This is a genomic window from Paraburkholderia sp. BR13439 (genome assembly GCF_040948805.1).
Taxonomy (GTDB): Bacteria; Pseudomonadota; Gammaproteobacteria; order Burkholderiales; family Burkholderiaceae; genus Paraburkholderia; species Paraburkholderia youngii.
The window spans coordinates 80,646-96,042 of the sequence record NZ_JBFPKN010000007.1 but is presented as its reverse complement, the minus strand read 5'-3'; the positions used below and the strand labels follow the sequence as shown (position 1 = coordinate 96,042).

Here is a 15,397-nt window from a genome sequence, read left to right as displayed (position 1 = left end):
GCATCAGCCCGCCTTGCACACCTCGTGCAAAGCGTTGAGCCGCCGCGCCGGGTCCGCGACATACGGATTCGACTCGTCCCACGCATAACCGGCGAGCACCGCGCAGATCATCCGACGGATCGGCGTCACCTGCTCCGGGTAGTAGATGATGTCCTGCAGCTCGCCCGTGTACCAGCGCTCGACGAACGCGCGGAACGTGTCGATGCCCTTGCGCAACGGCACGTCGTAATCGGCTGACCAGTCCACTTTCTCGCCGTCGAGCTGCCGGTTCAGCGCACGCGCCGCCAGATGCGCGGAGCGCAGCGCGATCGTCACCCCCGACGAAAACACCGGATCGAGAAACTCGCCCGCATTGCCGAGCAACGCATAGCCCGGCCCGTGCAGACTCGCGACGTTCGCCGCGTAGCCGCCGATTCTCCGCACCGGCATCAGGAACGGCGCCTGCCCGATCAGCCGGTTCAGCGTCGGCTCCTGCTGGATCAGCGCGCGCAGCGCCGCCTCGCGCTCGCCTTCCGGCACGTCGAGAAAGCTCGCCTCGGCGACACATCCCACCGACGAGCGGCCGCCCGCTAGCGGAATCATCCAGAACCACACGTCGCGACGCTCGGGATGCGTCGCGATGCAGATCTTGTTGCGATCGATGACATCGAGCGCGAGGCCGTCGCGCACGTGCGTGAACAATGCGGCGCGCGTCGGCATGCGCGTCGGGGTCTCCAGCTTCAGCAGGCGCGGCAGCACGCGCCCGAAGCCGCTCGCATCGAGCACGAAACGCGCTTCGACCGGATACGCGTGCCCCGCTTCATCGGCGACGTCGACCACCGGCGCCGCGCCCGTCCGCACCGCGCTCACCGTGTGCCCGAAGCGCACGTCGGCGCCCTGCGCGGCCGCGCAGCGAATCAGCAGGTCGTCGAACAGCGCGCGTTCGACCTGGTACGTGGTGCCCCAGCCCGGCGAATGCTTGTCGCGGAAGTCGAACGACGAGGTCTGGTCGCGATACACGAAATACGCGCCGTTCTTGTACTGGAAACCCGCCTCGACGACGGCCTGCAGCATGCCGGCCTCTTCGAGGTACGCCATGCTTTGCGGCAACAGGCTCTCGCCGATCGAGAAGCGCGGAAAATGCTGACGCTCCAGCACCAGCACCGAGCGGCCGGCCTTGCGCAATAGCGCGGCAGCTACCGCGCCGGCCGGACCCGCGCCGATGATCGCAACGTCGACCACGGTCCGCTTTGAAGAATCGCTGTTCAAATCACTCCTCCAACCGTTTGCATGTGCGGCCGCGCCGTATGCGGGCCGTGCCACGCTTCGAACATCAGGCTGGCGCAACTACCGCCGAACCCGAATGAAACCGACATCGCCGTGTCGATGCGCGTGTCGCGCGTCACGCGCACGAGCGGCATGTCGCGCACTTGCGGCTCCGGCGTATCGACCAGCGCCGTGCCCGCGATAAAGCCGTCGCGCATCATCAGCAGCGTATAGATCGCCTCGTGCGCGCCGCACGCGCCGAGCGAATGCCCTGTCATGCCCTTGGTCGACGAAAACGCGGGCACCCCTTGCGCCGATGCACCGAACACGTCGCGCAACGCATGCAGTTCTTCGAGATCGCCGAGCGGCGTAGACGGCGCATGCGTGTTCACGTAGTCGGGACGGCGGCCCGCCTGCGCGAGCGCGCCGCGCATCGCGCGCGCGATGCCGGCCGCACGCGGCGCGACCATGCCCGCGGGATCGGTGCAATCGTCGAAGCCGCTCAGCTCCGCGTAAATGCGCGCGCCGCGCGCGAGCGCATGATCGAGCGCTTCGAGCACCAGCACGCCGCCGCCCGACGCGATCACGAAACCGTCGCGCTGCGTGTCGTACGGACGCGATGCGCTCGCCGGCATGTGGTTGAAACGGCGCGATAACGCGCCCATCGCGTCGAACATCAGCGTCGTGTTGTCGTGCAGCGCTTCGCTGCCGCCCGCGAGCACGATCTGCTGGCGGCCGGTCTGGATCAGCTGCATCGCCTGCCCGATCGCGAGCGCCGACGTCGTGCAGGCCGACGACGGTGAATAGCTGACGCCTTCGAGCCCGAACATCTGCGCGACGTTCGCCGACGCGGTGCTGCTCATCGCTTGCGGCACCGTGTACGGCGGCACCTTGTCGACGCCGCGCGTTTGCGCGATTGCGAGCGCCGCGTCGTAGCTCGCTAACGTGCCGACGCCCGAGCCGATCACGACGCCCGCGCGCGGCGACTGCAATGAAACGAGGTCGAGCCCCGCATCGGCGATCGCGCGTTGCGCCGCGTGGCACGCGAAGCGCGCGGTGTCTCCCATGAAGCGCTCGAGCTTGCGCTCGAACGGCGCCTCGTGCGCGACCGACGCGACGCCGGCAACCTGCGATGCAAACCCGCGCTCGCGCCACGCGTCGATACGCTCGATGCGCGAGCGCCCCGCACGCAATGCAGTGGAAACTTCGTCGAGCGTATTGCCGAGACACGACACGATGCCCATGCCGGTCACGACTACGCGTTGCAGGCCGCCGCTCATCGAACGCGCCGGAAAATCAGCGACGTGTTGATGCCGCCGAACGCGAAGTTGTTGCTCATCACGTACTCCGCATCGATCTCGCGCGCGCCGCCGACGATGTAATCGAGCGGCGCGCAAGCCGGATCGACGTGATCGAGATTCAGCGTCGGCGCGTACCAGTTGCGCTTCATCATCTCGATCGTCCACCATGCTTCGATCGCGCCGCACGCGCCGAGCGTGTGGCCCACATAGCTTTTCAGCGAGCTGATCGGCATGCGCGCGCCGAAGGTCTGCGCGGTCGCATGGCTTTCGGCGATATCGCCGCGATCGGTCGACGTACCGTGCGCGTTCACATAGGCAATCGCTTCGGGCGCCAATTGCGCGTCGCGCAGCGCGAGCTGCATCGCGAGCGCCATCGTGTCGGCGGTCGGTTGCGTCATGTGCGCGCCGTCCGAGTTGCAGCCGAAGCCGACCACCTCGGCATGAATCCGCGCGCCGCGCGCCACTGCGTGCTCGTACTCTTCGAGCACCAGCGTCGCCGCGCCCTCGCCGACCACGAGGCCGTCGCGCGCGGCATCGAACGGACGCGGCGTCAGATGCGGCTCGTCGTTGCGCGTGCTGGTCGCGTACAGCGTGTCGAATACGGCGACCGCCGGACCCGACAGCTCTTCCGCGCCGCCCGCCAGCATCAGCGTCTGCTTGCCGGACTGGATCGCCTCGTACGCATAGCCGATCGCCTGGCTGCCCGACGCGCACGCGCACGAGGTCGGGATGATGCGGCCTTTGAGGTCCCAGAACAGGCTCACGTTGACGGCGGCCGTGTGCGGCATCATCTGCACGTAGCTGTTCGACGTGACGTTGCTCATCGAGCCGGTTTCGAGCATCGTGCCGAACGCGCGGATCGGCTGCACCGAGCCCGACGACGAACCGTACGCAACGCCCATGCGGCCGTCGGCGATGGCCGTGTCTTCGGCGAGCCCCGCATCGGCGAGCGCAAGTTCGCTCGCGCGCACCGAGTACAGCGACACCGGGCCCATCGAGCGGACCTTCTTGCGCGGGTAATGCGCGGGGGTCGTGAACTCGGGCAGCGGACACGCGAGCCGCGTATGCAGCGACTCGAAGTAGTCCCACTCGGGCATGCGGCGCACCGCGTTCTCGCCGCGCTTCAGGTGCGCTTGAACCGCGTCCCAGTTATCGCCGAACGCGGTGACGCCACCCATGCCGGTGATGACGACACGCTTCATCAGACCATCCCGCCGTTCACGCCGATCACCTGGCGCGTCACGTACGACGCGCCATCCGACATCAGAAAGCTCACCACCGACGCGACCTCCGCCGGCTGGCCGACGCGGTTCATCGGCACGGTCTTCAGCGCATGGTCGACCGTGACCTGTTCGAGCATGCCGGTTTCGATCAGCCCGGGCGCGACGCAATTGACGGTGATATTGCGCGACGCGAGTTCGACCGCGAGCGCCTTGGTCGCGCCGATCAGCCCCGCCTTCGCCGCGCTGTAGTTGACCTGGCCGCGATTGCCCATCACGCCCGACACCGAAGCGATCGTGACGATGCGACCGCCCTGACGCGCGCGCACCATCGGCATCGTCAGCGGATGCACGACGTTGTAGAACGCATCGAGGCCGGTTTCGATCACGACGTCCCAGTCTTCTTCGGTGAGCGCTGGAAACGCCGCGTCGCGCGTGACGCCCGCGCTGCACACGATGCCGTAGTACGGACCGTGCGCGGCGACGTCGGCTTCGAGCGCCTCGCGGCACGCGGCGCGTTCGCGCACGTCGAACTGCAGCACGCGCGCCGTGCCGCCCTGCGCGGCGATGCCTGTCGCGACCGCGTCGGCTTCGCTGCGTCCGGTGCGGCAATGCACGGTCACGGCGAAACCGTCGGCGGCCAACTTGTACGCAATCGCTCGGCCGATGCCGCGGCTTGCGCCGGTAACGAGAACTCGCCGGCTCATGTACTGATACTCCCTTCGATGAATGACTGGAAATCGGGCGGTTGAAACACCTTGATCACGGCTTCGGCGCAGCGCGTCTCGCCGTCGTCGATCGTGCATTCGTAGGCGCTGTGACCTGCGTCGCTGCGCAGCAGTTCGCTCACGTGAACGCCCAAGCGCGCGCCGCTTCGGAACACCGGCTGCAACGCCTGATAGCTGCGCGAACCTAGCAGCACGCCGTGACGCGCATGGCCGCCGCCACGCATCGCGACGAGCGCGATGTGCGCGGCGATCGCCTGCGCCATCACCTCGATGCCGATCCACGCGGGCATTGCGCCGGCGGCATCGGCATACCATGCGTGCGGATCGACTCGGGCGAACGCGCTGAGCGCGGAGTCGGCGAACGTGTCGATCGCATCGAGCAGCAGCATGCTGCCGCGATGCGGGATGATCGCTTCGATCGGCTGACGCACGAGTTGCTCGACGGTGAGTGGCGGAGTCGTCATGCGCTTTACCGGGCGAGGATCAGGCTGACATTGCTGCCGCCGAACGCGAACGAATTGCTCATCGCGTACTGCGTGCCCGTGCCGCGCGGCAAATGGCGCGAGCCGGCGACAAGGTCGAGCGCGGGCAGCGCGGGATCGGCTTCGCCGTCCCACAGATGCGGCGGCAGCGTCGCGTTCTCGTGCGCGAGCGTGAGCCAAGCGAAGCCGAGTTCGGTCGCGCCGGCCGCGCCGAGCTGGTGGCCGGTCAGCGGCTTGGTGCCGCTCGCGGCGACGCCAGCGGGGAACACGCGCGCCATCAGATGCGCTTCCATTTCGTCGTTCTTCTGCGTGGCGGTTGCGTGCAGATTCACATAGCCGACCGCCGACGCCGCGATGCCCGCGTCCGCGAGCGCGTCGCGAAGCGCGAGTTCGCCGCCGACGCCCTGCGGGTCCGGCGCCGAAATATGATGCGCGTCGCTCGACTCGCCGACGCCCGCGAGCCGCACCGCCGCTTCGTCGCGGCTCATCAAGAACACGGCCGCGCCCTCGCCGACGTTGATGCCGCGGCGATTGCGGCTCATCGGATTGGTGCGCGTGCCGCTGGTCGATTCGAGCGACGCAAAGCCCTGCACCGTCAATTCGCAGAGCGAATCGACGCCACCGACGACGACCGCATCGCACAGCCGCAATTGCAGCAGCCGACGCGCCGATGCGAACGCCTTCGCGCTCGACGTGCACGCGGTCGAAATCGTAAACGCCGGCCCGTGCACGCCGAGCGCGGCGGCCGCGAATGGCGCGGCGGTGCCGATTTCCATCTGCCGGTAGTTGAAGCTCTCCGGCAGCTCGCCGGCTCGGGCGTGATAGACGAACGCGGTTTCGGCCGCTTCGATGCCCGACGTGCTGGTGCCGAGCACGACGCCGATCCGCTCCGGGCCATAGCACTCGCGCGCGGCTTCGATCGCGGGCGCGATCTGCGCCAATGCCGCGAGCAGCAACCGGTTGTTGCGGCAGTCGTAGCGCGCGAGATCGGCGCGCGGCGCGAGTTCGAGCGGCGCGAGCACGCTGCCGACGAACGCGTCGCCGATGCCGGTATGCACGTTTCCCATGCCGGGCGAATTCGCGGCGGCGAGCGCCGGCACGATCTGGCCGACGTCGCCACCGAGCGCGTTGATCATGCCGAGCGCGTGCAAATAAACTGTTGGCGCTTTCATGCCGCTCTCCGTGATTCTGATGACTTGCCCGATGACTTCGCCGATGGCATGCCGATAGGCGCGAGCAACACGGCAACCGCGATGCCGAGCGCGAGCGTGGTGCCGAAACTCCTGAGCGCGGGCATCGCACTGAGGCCGAGCATGCCGAACGACAACAACGTGGTCGCCGCCGACAGCAGCACGCCGGTCCACACCGCGCCGAGATCCGCGTCCGCGCGGGCGCAGCCTTCGCGCAGGAACACCGCATAGTTTGCGCCGACGCCGAGCACCAGCATCAGCGCGAGCCAGTTGAACAGATTGAGCGGCACGCCCGCGTAGCCGAACACCGCCAGTGCGACGCCGACCGCGAACAGCACGGGCAAGGTCGTGGCGATACCGCCGCGCGCCCCGTAACGCACCATCAGCAGCACGCACACGAGCACGAGCGCGCCGCCCAGCCACCAGCCGCTATCCACACGATACGCACCGAACAGCTTCGACACGCTCGCGGCCTTGTCGACGAACACGACGCCGGGCAGGCCGCGCGCGAGCGCGATCAGCGCGGGTTCGTTGCGCGGCGTCACGCCTTGCGGAATCACGACGGCCGCATAGCTTGTTTCATGCGCCCGATTCGCGTCGTTCGATCCCACCGCGCCGAGCCACAAATGCCGGTACGGCTGCGACCAAGGCGCCGCGAGCCAGCGCTCGACGGTCAGCGGCGCGGACGGCCGAACGAAGCCGGCGAGCCACGCATCTGCGACCTCGTCCTTGAAGCCCGCTTGCAGCAGCGTCGCGCGCAACGCGGCGGAGTCGCCGAACACATGCTGTGCAAGCAGCGCGCGATCTTCGCTCTGACGTTGCGCGGACGGCACGAACTGCGCGACAGACTGATAGCCGCCTACGCTATCCGCGGTGCCGTTCAGCGCATCGAGCTTCGCGCCGAGCGCTTCGGCGCGTTGCAGCACCGCTTCCTCGCTCGCGCCGCGCACGACGAAAAACTGCGCGCTGTTATCGACGCCGACCGCTGCGCGCACCGTGTCTTCCTGCGCGGCCAGCGACGCATCGCGCTGGATCAGCAGATGGATGTCGTCGTCGCTGGTCAGACGCAGCCAGCCGGGCACCGACGCGATCAGCAGCAGCGCGGCGACCAGCCACGCGCGCTTGCCACCGAGCGCATGCCGCCAGCGCGCGAGCAGCCGCGCCGCGCTCGCGAACAGGCGTCGCGGGCTGTGCTTCGGCGCGCGCGTGAGCAGCGCGGGCAGCAGCCACAGCACCGACGCGAATGCGGTCGTGATGCCCACCATCGCGAAGCACGCGATCTGCTTCAACGCGGGGAACGGCACCCACATCAGGATCGCGTAGCCGAGCAGGCTCGTCGCCAGCGCCACGCCGAGCGCGGGCCGCACGCTACGCGCGCCGTGCCGCGCATCCCAGTCGCGGCCCGCGCCGAGATAGACGACGAAATACTGGATCGAATAGTCGACGGCCTCGCCGATCAGGCTCGCGCCGAACACAAGCGTCAACAAATGCAGCTTGCCGAAGATCAGCAGCGTCGCAGCCAGCGCGCACACGATGCCGAGCGCGGTCGAGACGAAGCCGAGCAGCAACAGACGCGGCGAGCGGAACACCCACATCATCAGCAGCGCGATGCCACATAGCGATGCGATGCCGATCACGTGCACCGCGCGTTCGGCAGCGCTGCGCGCAGCCTCGGCGTAGAACACGGCGCCGGTGCGCGCGACCGATACATCGGGGAACGCCTGACGCAACGTGTTTTCGGCGTCGGCGAGCGCCGCGTGTACCGCGCGCTGCGTCTTCGTTTCATAAGCGGAGCCAGGCAGCGTCGCGGCGATCAGCACGCTGGTCTTATCGCCCTGCGCGTCGTGACGATGCGACACCAGCAGGTTGTCCTCGACTGCGAGATTCGTGGCCGCGAGCGGCAGATCGCCGAGCCAGCGTTCGAGCCAGCCAAACGGATCGTCGGCGAGTTGCGTGCTGAGGCCGCCTTGCAGCGGGCTGTAGATGCGCTGCGCGAGCATGTCGTGCAGCGTCGTCGCGCTGGCGCTCGCGAGCGCGCTGCGATCGGCCGGCGCGAGCAGGCCGAAGCGGTACGGCAGATACAGCGCCGAGATCTGCGACAGGTCGAACGGCGGCAGTTCGGCCGTCACCGACGCGAATGCGCCGCTCTTTCGCAACGACGCGCCCAGCTGCTTCGCGGCCGCTTTCGCGTGCGCATCGTCGCGGCTCGTGACGAGCAGCACGGTGCGATCGCCGAGCGCGCTTGCGAGCGTGTCGACCGCCGTTTCGGCGACCGGGTCCGCTTCGGTTGCGGGTAAGAGCGCGAGCAGATTGGTTTCGAGCGGTGACGGTCCGGTGAAGCGCCAGCCGCAATACAGCGCCGCCAGCAGCGCCAGCACCAGCCATGCGGCGCGCACGCCCCGCGCCCGTTTCGCGGCTCGCTGCTGCGGTATCTCCATCACGGCGCTCCGAACAGGCTGCGCTCGTCCGGCGTCGGCTCGGCGACGGCCGTGCTGTTCGCGAACTCGAGCTTCGTCACGTCGCCGTTAGCGAGCGTGATGCGCAGGCTTTGAAGATAAGCGCCGCCGCTCATGTCGAGGCCCTTGATCGATTGCGCGAGCTGCGGTTGATTCGGCGTGAGGCGCATGCGCCATTGCGCGGCGCTGCCTTCGGCGCTCACGTCGAACTGCGAGTACAGCGCCGACAGATCGCCGCCGAGCATCGCGCGCATCATCTTCGACACCTGCGCGACGCCGCGCGTGCCCTGTGCGCTATGTGTGCTTACGCGGCGGCCGCTGGCGTCGACCTGCACGACGCCCGCATCGGTGATCACGTAGGTGGCCTTGTACGGCGTGTCGATTTGCCAGATCACGCCGCGCTCGCGCAAGAACAGCAACGTGCCGTTGCTGACGAGCGGCTGCTTCATCGCGGCGAGCGTTTGCGTCTGCGTGAATTGCGAGCGCACGCCGTTGGGCTGCGCGAGATGCGCGGCGATCTGCGAGACGAGCGCGGCGTTGGCGGGCGCAGTGTCAGCCGTTGCCGCATGCGCTGGTGCCACCCATCCAGGCACGCACGTCGCGCCGATCATGCCGATCACGCCCGCGATCCGCCACACGGACGCACGTCGGTTCATCGTCCCCATACGCGCTCCAGCTTGTCGAATACGACCTGCGGCGACACGAACTGCAACTCTTCGGTGGCGGCATCGACGGCGACCTGGATCGTATAGCCCTTCGTGAGCCGCGCACCCGATGCGCAATCGACGATTTCATAGCCTATTTTCAGGCGGTTTTCGTATTCGAGCAGTTGCGCGCGCACTTCGAGCTTCTGTCCGTACACCGCGGCCCGCACGTACTTCAGATGCGCCTCGACGATCGGCCACAGATAGCCGGACGCCCGCATCTGGCGATAGTCGTAGTCGAACGCGCGCAACAGCGCCGCGCGGCCCAACTCGAAGTACTTCAGATAATTGCCGTGCCAGCACACGTTCATCGCGTCGACGTCGTGAAACGGCACTTCGACGGTCGCGCTCGCGGCGAGCACGTGCTGCGTTTTCGCGGGCACGCTCATAGCTTGACTCCTTCCTGATCGTCGATCATGTCCAGCAGTTCGCACCCGGTAATGCGCGCTGTCAGCGCGCGCAGCTCGCCTTCGAGCGCGCGGTCCTCGTCGACGAAGGGCGAATGCGCGCCCACGTCGTCGATGAATGCGCGCAGCGGCGCGGGCACCGGCGTCGCGCTATCGATGCGCAAGCGCAAATTCACGGCCTGCACCGTCGCAAGCGTGTGCGCCGCGGCGACCTGCTCTGTCAATTCGAGCACGCGCAGGCAGTCGCGCGCGGCGATCGTGCCCATGCTGACCTTGTCCTGATTGTGCGCTTCGGTCGAGCGCGAAAACACACTCGCGGGCATCGTGTTCTTCAGCGCCTCGGCGGTCCAGGCGGACGATGAAATCTGCACGGCCTTGAAACCGTGATTGATCGCCGAGCGTGCGGGCGCCGCGCCCGACAGATTGCGCGGCAGGCCATTGTTGAAGTTGACATCGACCAGCAGCGCGAGCTGCCGGTCCATCAGATCCGCCAGATTCGCGACGGCGACTTTCAGCGCATCCATCGCGAACGCGATATGGCCGCCATAGAAGTTGCCGCCGTGCAAGATGCGTTCGTTGTCGGGATCGACGAGCGGATTGTCGTTCGCGCTGTTCAGCTCGTTTTCGACGTCGCGGCGCACCCAGCCGAGCGCATCGCGCGCGACGCCGATCACATGCGGCGCGCAGCGAATCGAATAGCGGTCCTGCAGACGATGCCCGGGCGTGTCGGCGCGGCCGGCCAGATCGGCGCGAATCCACGCGGCCGCTTCGGCCTGGCCCGCGTGCGGCTTCACGTCGAACAGCGCCGCGTCGAAGTGCGCGGCGCGGCCGTCGAGCGCGACGGTCGCCAGCGCGGTCAAACGCGCGGCCAGCCGCGTCAAGTGCTCCGCGCGCGCCACCGCGAGACACGCGAGACCCGTCATCACGGCAGTGCCGTTCATCAACGCGAGGCCCTCTTTCGGCGCGAGCGTCAGCGGCTCGACACCAAGCTCGATCCACACGTCGCGCGCCGCGCGCAACGCACCGGCGTACTGCACGTCGCGCTCGCCCGCGAGCGCCGCCGCCACGTATGACAGCGGCGTCAGATCGCCGCTCGCGCCGACCGAGCCCTCGGACGGTATGCGCGGCAACACGCGATGATTGATCAACGCCGCGAGGCGTTCGAGCAGCACCGTGCGCACGCCCGAAAAACCATACGCGAGCGAATTCAGACGCGCGGCGATCACGGCGAGGGTTTGCGCATCGTCGAGATACGCGCCCATGCCGCAGCCGTGATAACGCGTCAGTTGCAGCGGCAATGCCTCGACGAGCGCCGTCGGCACGTCGACCACGCAGGCGTCGCCATAACCGGTGTTGACGCCGTACACGGTCGCGCCGGCGGCCAACTGGCGGCGCAGGAACGCCGCGCCGCGCTCGATGCGCGCACGCCATACGGCATCGTCGCTCAGCGCGACGCACGCCCGCTGCCGCGCAATCGCGACGACCTCTTCGATCGTCAGTCGGCGGGCACCGACGACGACCGGCGTGCAGCCGGCGGCGGAAGCGGCATTCGCAACAACGCGCGCGGGTCGCACATCGTTCAGATCATGATCGGCCATTCGCGCCTCGCTCGGAGCTGGCCCAGAAATCGAAGAAGTTGAACCATTGATAAGGAGCCTTGCGGCAATAGTGTTCGAGGCGCAGCGCGTAGCGTTGTGCCCACGCGGCCAGATGCTGCGCGCGATCGCGGCGCGGCAGCTCGATTCGCTCGGCGAACGGCTCGAAGTACATGCGATAGCCGTCGCGTTCCTTCAGGCAGAAGAACAGGTAGACCGGACAGCCGAGCGCATGCGCGAGCACGTAGGGCCCTTGCGCGAACGGCGCGCTCGCGCCGAGAAATTGCGCGTCGGTGGTGCGCCCCGCCTCGCGCGCCGGCACCCGGTCGCCGACGATCACCAGCAGTTCGCCCGCATCGATTCGCTGCTGCATCAGCACCGCGGTCTCGGGACCGAAGTCGCCGACTTCGAGCAAATGCCGCGCGAACTCGCGATTCGACGCCGCCAGCACCTCGTTGAAGCGGCGCGCGTGCTCGGTGTAGACGACCGCCGTGACCTTGGCGTGATCGCCGCGGACCGCGAGCGCGCGCATCATCTCCAGATTGCCGAGATGCGCGCCGATCACGAGCGCGCCCTTGCCGCTCGCGATCAAGGCTTCGAATGCCGCGGGATCGTCGAACGTCACGTCTGTGTCGTCGACGCGGCCGGTCCATGCGGCGAGCTTGTCGAAGCCAGATTGCGCGAACGCGAGCATATGGCGATACGCGGACAGCCAGCCCGGGCGCGGCGTATTCGCCGACGGCGCGACCGCGTTCAGATGCGCGAAGTAGTTGCCCGACGCGGCGCGCGCGGCGCGGCCCGTCACCAGAAAGTACGCGACGACCGGATGCAGCCACAGCGCGGTAAAGCGGCGGCCGAACAGCTTGCAGCTCAGCGCGAGCAGGCTCATGCCGAGCCGGCTGCCGCGTTCGGCGATGCGCCACCAGGCTTCGGGCCGGGGTGCGTCGGCACAGTCGTGCGCTGTGTCGGCGAGCGCGCCACGGCGTGGCATCAGCTTGTGCGCGAGCAGCATCGGCAGACGCATCAGCATGCCGAACACGAGCCGCGTATGGCTGCGGCTGATGCGCACGTTGTCCCACAGCACGTCGAAATGCGACACGCCGTCAGCCGCGTAGGTCACGCGCGTCGGGATCGAGCGGAACGCGGCGCGCCGCCAGTACAGACGCACGAGGATCTCGATGTCGAAGTCCATGCGCGTCGGCAGCCGCACGCTGTCGATCAGCTCGCACGCGAGCGCGAGCGGATACAGACGGAAGCCGCACATCGAATCGCGGATCGTCAGCGACAGCGTCTCGATCCACACCCACACGTGGGTCAGATAGCGGCCGTACAGACGTGCCTTCGGCACGCTGTCGTCGTACACCGGACGGCCGAGAATCACCGCGCCGGGTTCGGCGCGCGCGGCATCGAGGAAGCGCGGCACGTCGGTCGCGTCGTGCTGGCCGTCGGCGTCGATCTGCAGCGCATGCGTGTAGCCCGCGGCGCGCGCCGCGCGCAGGCCCGCCATCACCGCCGCGCCCTTGCCACCGTTTTCGGGCAGACGCAGCAGCGTCAGCTGCTGCGCGTACTGCCGCGCGAGCGCGGCGAGCACCTGCCGGGTCGGCTCGTCGCTGCCGTCATCGACGACGAAGATCGGCAAGCCGTGCACCGCGAGATTGGCGACGGTCGCGCCGATCGCGTCCTTGTGGTTGTAGATCGGGATGACGATGCAGGGCGCGAACTTCATCACGCGTCCTCCCGATGCACGAGCACGCCCGACGCGCATTCGCGTCCATCGAGCCGGTACGCGAACTGCACGCGCCGGCGCTCGGCATCGTAGGCGAGCGTGAGCTCGAGCACCGCACCGGGCGTCACCGGCGCCATGAACTTCAGGCGATCGACCGACGCCACCGCGCGCACCCGCGGCCAATGCCCGGCCGCGAGCCGCGCCGCCCAGTCGACCTGCACGACGCCCGGCAGAATCGGCAGGCCCGGAAAGTGGCCGGCGAAATGCTGGAGCGACGGCGGCACGCGCAGCACAAAGTGCAGCGTGTTGCCGACGCGCGTTTCGGCCAGCACTTCCATGCCCTCGGCGAGCGGCGCGAACGCGGCCGCGACCGCGCTTGCGGGCAGCTTGCCGCGTGCGTCGAAGGGCAAACTCACGCGAAAACGCCAGTGACGCGGCAGCACGACCGCATCGAAGTAATCGGCCAGATGCCGGCGCAGCGTTTTCGCGAGCGCGACGCGGCCTTCATCACGCAATGTCGCGCCGCCCGCTTCGGTCAGCGCGACCACTGCGCCGACCCGCTCTCGCGTCGCGCCTTCGAGCGGCACCAGCGCCGCCTGCGCGACATACGGATGCAGCGCGAGACGCGCCTCGAGCTCCGGTAGCGACACGCGCTTGCCGCCGAGCTTCAGCACGCGGTCGAGGCGCCCTTGCAAATGGAAGCGCCCGTCGGCATCGAACGCGATCCGATCGCCCGTGCGATGCCAGCCGTCGTGATTGAGATGCGGCGAGCGCACGCACAGCGCTCCATCGTCGTCGCGGCGCACCTCGGCGCCGGCGACCGGCTGCCACGCGTCGCCCTCGTCCTGGCGCCGCCACGCGATCCCGCCGGTTTCCGTACTGCCGTAGATTTCGAGCGGCGCCGCGCCATAGCTCACCGCATAGGCCTGCGCGGCGTCGGCCGCGAGCGGGCCACCCGACGAAAAGAACGCGCGCGGCGCGGGCGCGAGCGCGCCGAAGCCCGGCAACGCGGGCCAGCGCGAAAGCTGCGCGGGCGTCGACACGACCGCCGTCGCGCCGCATTGCGCGATACGCGCCTGTAGTTGCAGCGGCTCCATGCCGATTGCGCGATCGAACGCGCGGCCCGCCGCGAGCGGCCACAACACACGAAACAGCAGACCGTAGATGTGGTGATGCGGCACGCTCGCGAGCATCGTCGCGTCGCCGAGCAATGCGCCCCACTGCTGTTCGAGCGTGTGGACTTCGGCGTTGAATTGGGCGAGCGTCTTGCGGATCGGCTTCGGTGCGCCGCTGCTGCCGGATGTGTAGAGCGTCAGCGGCGCGCGGGCGTCGATCGGCTGCGCGGTGTTGGCCGTGACGACACGCGTCGCTGCGACGAACGGCGGCAGATCCGCGTCCGTCAGCAGAAAGTCGTACGCATCCGCGAGATCGGCGAGATAGCCCGGCGTTGCATTGGCAGGAATCACCGGCTCCTTGCCGCATGCGAACAGCGCGAACAACGCGCAGGCGAACTCGAACGGATCGTCGATACAAAGCGCGCAGCGCCGTGCATCGTGCGTTTGCACGAGTTCGATTAAGCCCGCGACGCGCGCGCGGAACGCCGCGCGATCGAGCAGCACGGCGCCGTCGCGGCACACCGGTGCGGCGGGCGTCGCGAGCGCGGCATCGGCCGACAACAGGTCATGCAACGCGATCATCGGGCCGACTCCGTATCCGCGCGCGCGGCGCGCGGCAGCACGAACAGGCGTCGCCACACGTATTCGCCCGCCAGCAGCAGGCCGATCAGTCCATAGGCGATCGCGCCGTTGTACAGCGACCAGGCCGCGCGGCTCCAATAGAGCGCGGTATAGGCGGAAAACGCGCCGTTCAGCACGAAGAACGCGCACCACACCTGGGTCACGCGCCGCGTATAGCGCACCCCGCCCGGCGGCAGATCGGGACTGCCGAGGCGCGCGAATTTTTCGATCATCGACGGCCCGCGCACGAGCGTCGCGCCGAACGCGATCAGCAAACCGAGATTGACGAGCAACGGATAGAAGCGCAGCAGCAGTTCGCTATCGGTGACGACGATCGTCGCCGACGCGCAGCTCAGCATCGCCACCACGCTCCATTCGAGCCTGGAAAGCTGCCGCAGCGGTATCGCGACCGGACCGCCGCCGGCCCAGCGCTGCAGCCACAAGGTCACGAGCAGCATGCCGCCGACGAGGCGCGGCGCATCCCAGCGCCAGGCACACAGGATCAGCACGGGGTAAGCGAGTTTCAGCAGCACCAGCACGACGGTACTGCTCCAGCGAGGCCGCGCGCCGGACCCGCTTGCGGCGTGAGGTGGCTCCGACATCTGCA

13 protein-coding genes are annotated in these 15,397 nt (G+C 68.4%); all 13 read right to left on the bottom strand.

The features are described 5' to 3' along the window. Nucleotides 1-3 precede the first annotated feature (3 nt). The 13 genes from AB3X96_RS16125 to AB3X96_RS16065 are packed head-to-tail and all read right to left on the bottom strand — an operon-like array spanning nt 4 to nt 15,392. Nucleotides 4-1,248, bottom strand: a complete 1,245-nt coding sequence (locus tag AB3X96_RS16125; RefSeq protein WP_368590481.1) for an NAD(P)/FAD-dependent oxidoreductase — start codon at nt 1,246-1,248, stop codon at nt 4-6. Beyond that, on the bottom strand, nt 1,245-2,525 hold the full coding sequence (locus AB3X96_RS16120; RefSeq protein WP_368590480.1) for a beta-ketoacyl synthase: 1,281 nt from the start codon (nt 2,523-2,525) through the stop codon (nt 1,245-1,247). Before AB3X96_RS16120 ends, AB3X96_RS16125 begins: the two co-directional genes overlap by 4 nt. Then, on the bottom strand, nt 2,522-3,748 hold the full coding sequence (locus tag AB3X96_RS16115; RefSeq protein WP_368590479.1) for a beta-ketoacyl-ACP synthase: 1,227 nt from the start codon (nt 3,746-3,748) through the stop codon (nt 2,522-2,524). Before AB3X96_RS16115 ends, AB3X96_RS16120 begins: the two co-directional genes overlap by 4 nt. Further along, nucleotides 3,748-4,473, bottom strand: coding sequence for a 3-ketoacyl-ACP reductase FabG2 (locus AB3X96_RS16110; RefSeq protein ID WP_013090176.1), 726 nt, complete (start codon nt 4,471-4,473; stop codon nt 3,748-3,750). Before AB3X96_RS16110 ends, AB3X96_RS16115 begins: the two co-directional genes overlap by 1 nt. Further along, nucleotides 4,470-4,958, bottom strand: coding sequence for a beta-hydroxyacyl-ACP dehydratase (locus AB3X96_RS16105; RefSeq protein ID WP_368590478.1), 489 nt, complete (start codon nt 4,956-4,958; stop codon nt 4,470-4,472). The genes AB3X96_RS16110 and AB3X96_RS16105 overlap by 4 nt, the downstream gene beginning before the upstream one ends. Before the next feature lie 5 nt (nt 4,959-4,963). Further along, entirely contained in the window at nt 4,964-6,148 is a 1,185-nt protein-coding gene (locus tag AB3X96_RS16100; protein ID WP_368590477.1) for a beta-ketoacyl-[acyl-carrier-protein] synthase family protein, read from the bottom strand. After that, nucleotides 6,145-8,604 (bottom strand): MMPL family transporter, encoded by a 2,460-nt coding sequence (locus AB3X96_RS16095; protein ID WP_368590476.1) that lies wholly within the window; start codon nt 8,602-8,604, stop codon nt 6,145-6,147. The genes AB3X96_RS16100 and AB3X96_RS16095 overlap by 4 nt, the downstream gene beginning before the upstream one ends. After that, entirely contained in the window at nt 8,604-9,287 is a 684-nt protein-coding gene (locus AB3X96_RS16090; protein WP_368590475.1) for an outer membrane lipoprotein carrier protein LolA, read from the bottom strand. The genes AB3X96_RS16095 and AB3X96_RS16090 overlap by 1 nt, the downstream gene beginning before the upstream one ends. Beyond that, nucleotides 9,275-9,715: a thioesterase family protein gene (locus AB3X96_RS16085; protein ID WP_176105345.1), complete on the bottom strand. Its 441-nt coding sequence runs from the start codon at nt 9,713-9,715 to the stop codon at nt 9,275-9,277. The genes AB3X96_RS16090 and AB3X96_RS16085 overlap by 13 nt, the downstream gene beginning before the upstream one ends. Further along, a complete protein-coding gene (gene hutH, locus AB3X96_RS16080; protein WP_368590474.1) occupies nt 9,712-11,331 on the bottom strand; it encodes a histidine ammonia-lyase in 1,620 nt (539 codons plus the stop codon). The genes AB3X96_RS16085 and hutH overlap by 4 nt, the downstream gene beginning before the upstream one ends. Continuing rightward, nucleotides 11,318-13,054: a glycosyltransferase gene (locus AB3X96_RS16075; protein WP_368590473.1), complete on the bottom strand. Its 1,737-nt coding sequence runs from the start codon at nt 13,052-13,054 to the stop codon at nt 11,318-11,320. Before AB3X96_RS16075 ends, hutH begins: the two co-directional genes overlap by 14 nt. Next, on the bottom strand, nt 13,054-14,751 hold the full coding sequence (locus AB3X96_RS16070) for an AMP-binding protein (protein WP_368590472.1): 1,698 nt from the start codon (nt 14,749-14,751) through the stop codon (nt 13,054-13,056). Before AB3X96_RS16070 ends, AB3X96_RS16075 begins: the two co-directional genes overlap by 1 nt. Then, the gene (locus AB3X96_RS16065; RefSeq protein ID WP_368590471.1) at nt 14,748-15,392 is read right to left on the bottom strand and encodes a hypothetical protein; all 645 of its coding nucleotides are present in this window, start codon (nt 15,390-15,392) and stop codon (nt 14,748-14,750) included. The genes AB3X96_RS16070 and AB3X96_RS16065 overlap by 4 nt, the downstream gene beginning before the upstream one ends. Nucleotides 15,393-15,397 lie beyond the last annotated feature (5 nt).

Excerpts from the sequence above, each read along its gene's own strand:
- AB3X96_RS16120 (WP_368590480.1), bottom strand. The coding sequence starts at position 2,525 with ATGAGCGGCGGCCTGCAACGCGTAGTCGTGACCGGCATGGGCATCGTG.
- AB3X96_RS16115 (WP_368590479.1), bottom strand. The coding sequence starts at position 3,748 with ATGAAGCGTGTCGTCATCACCGGCATGGGTGGCGTCACCGCGTTCGGC.
- AB3X96_RS16110 (WP_013090176.1), bottom strand. The coding sequence starts at position 4,473 with ATGAGCCGGCGAGTTCTCGTTACCGGCGCAAGCCGCGGCATCGGCCGA.
- AB3X96_RS16105 (WP_368590478.1), bottom strand. The coding sequence starts at position 4,958 with ATGACGACTCCGCCACTCACCGTCGAGCAACTCGTGCGTCAGCCGATC.
- AB3X96_RS16100 (WP_368590477.1), bottom strand. The coding sequence starts at position 6,148 with ATGAAAGCGCCAACAGTTTATTTGCACGCGCTCGGCATGATCAACGCG.
- AB3X96_RS16095 (WP_368590476.1), bottom strand. The coding sequence starts at position 8,604 with ATGGAGATACCGCAGCAGCGAGCCGCGAAACGGGCGCGGGGCGTGCGC.
- AB3X96_RS16090 (WP_368590475.1), bottom strand. The coding sequence starts at position 9,287 with ATGGGGACGATGAACCGACGTGCGTCCGTGTGGCGGATCGCGGGCGTG.
- AB3X96_RS16085 (WP_176105345.1), bottom strand. The coding sequence starts at position 9,715 with ATGAGCGTGCCCGCGAAAACGCAGCACGTGCTCGCCGCGAGCGCGACC.
- hutH (WP_368590474.1), bottom strand. The coding sequence starts at position 11,331 with ATGGCCGATCATGATCTGAACGATGTGCGACCCGCGCGCGTTGTTGCG.
- AB3X96_RS16075 (WP_368590473.1), bottom strand. The coding sequence starts at position 13,054 with ATGAAGTTCGCGCCCTGCATCGTCATCCCGATCTACAACCACAAGGAC.
- AB3X96_RS16070 (WP_368590472.1), bottom strand. The coding sequence starts at position 14,751 with ATGATCGCGTTGCATGACCTGTTGTCGGCCGATGCCGCGCTCGCGACG.
- AB3X96_RS16065 (WP_368590471.1), bottom strand. The coding sequence starts at position 15,392 with ATGTCGGAGCCACCTCACGCCGCAAGCGGGTCCGGCGCGCGGCCTCGC.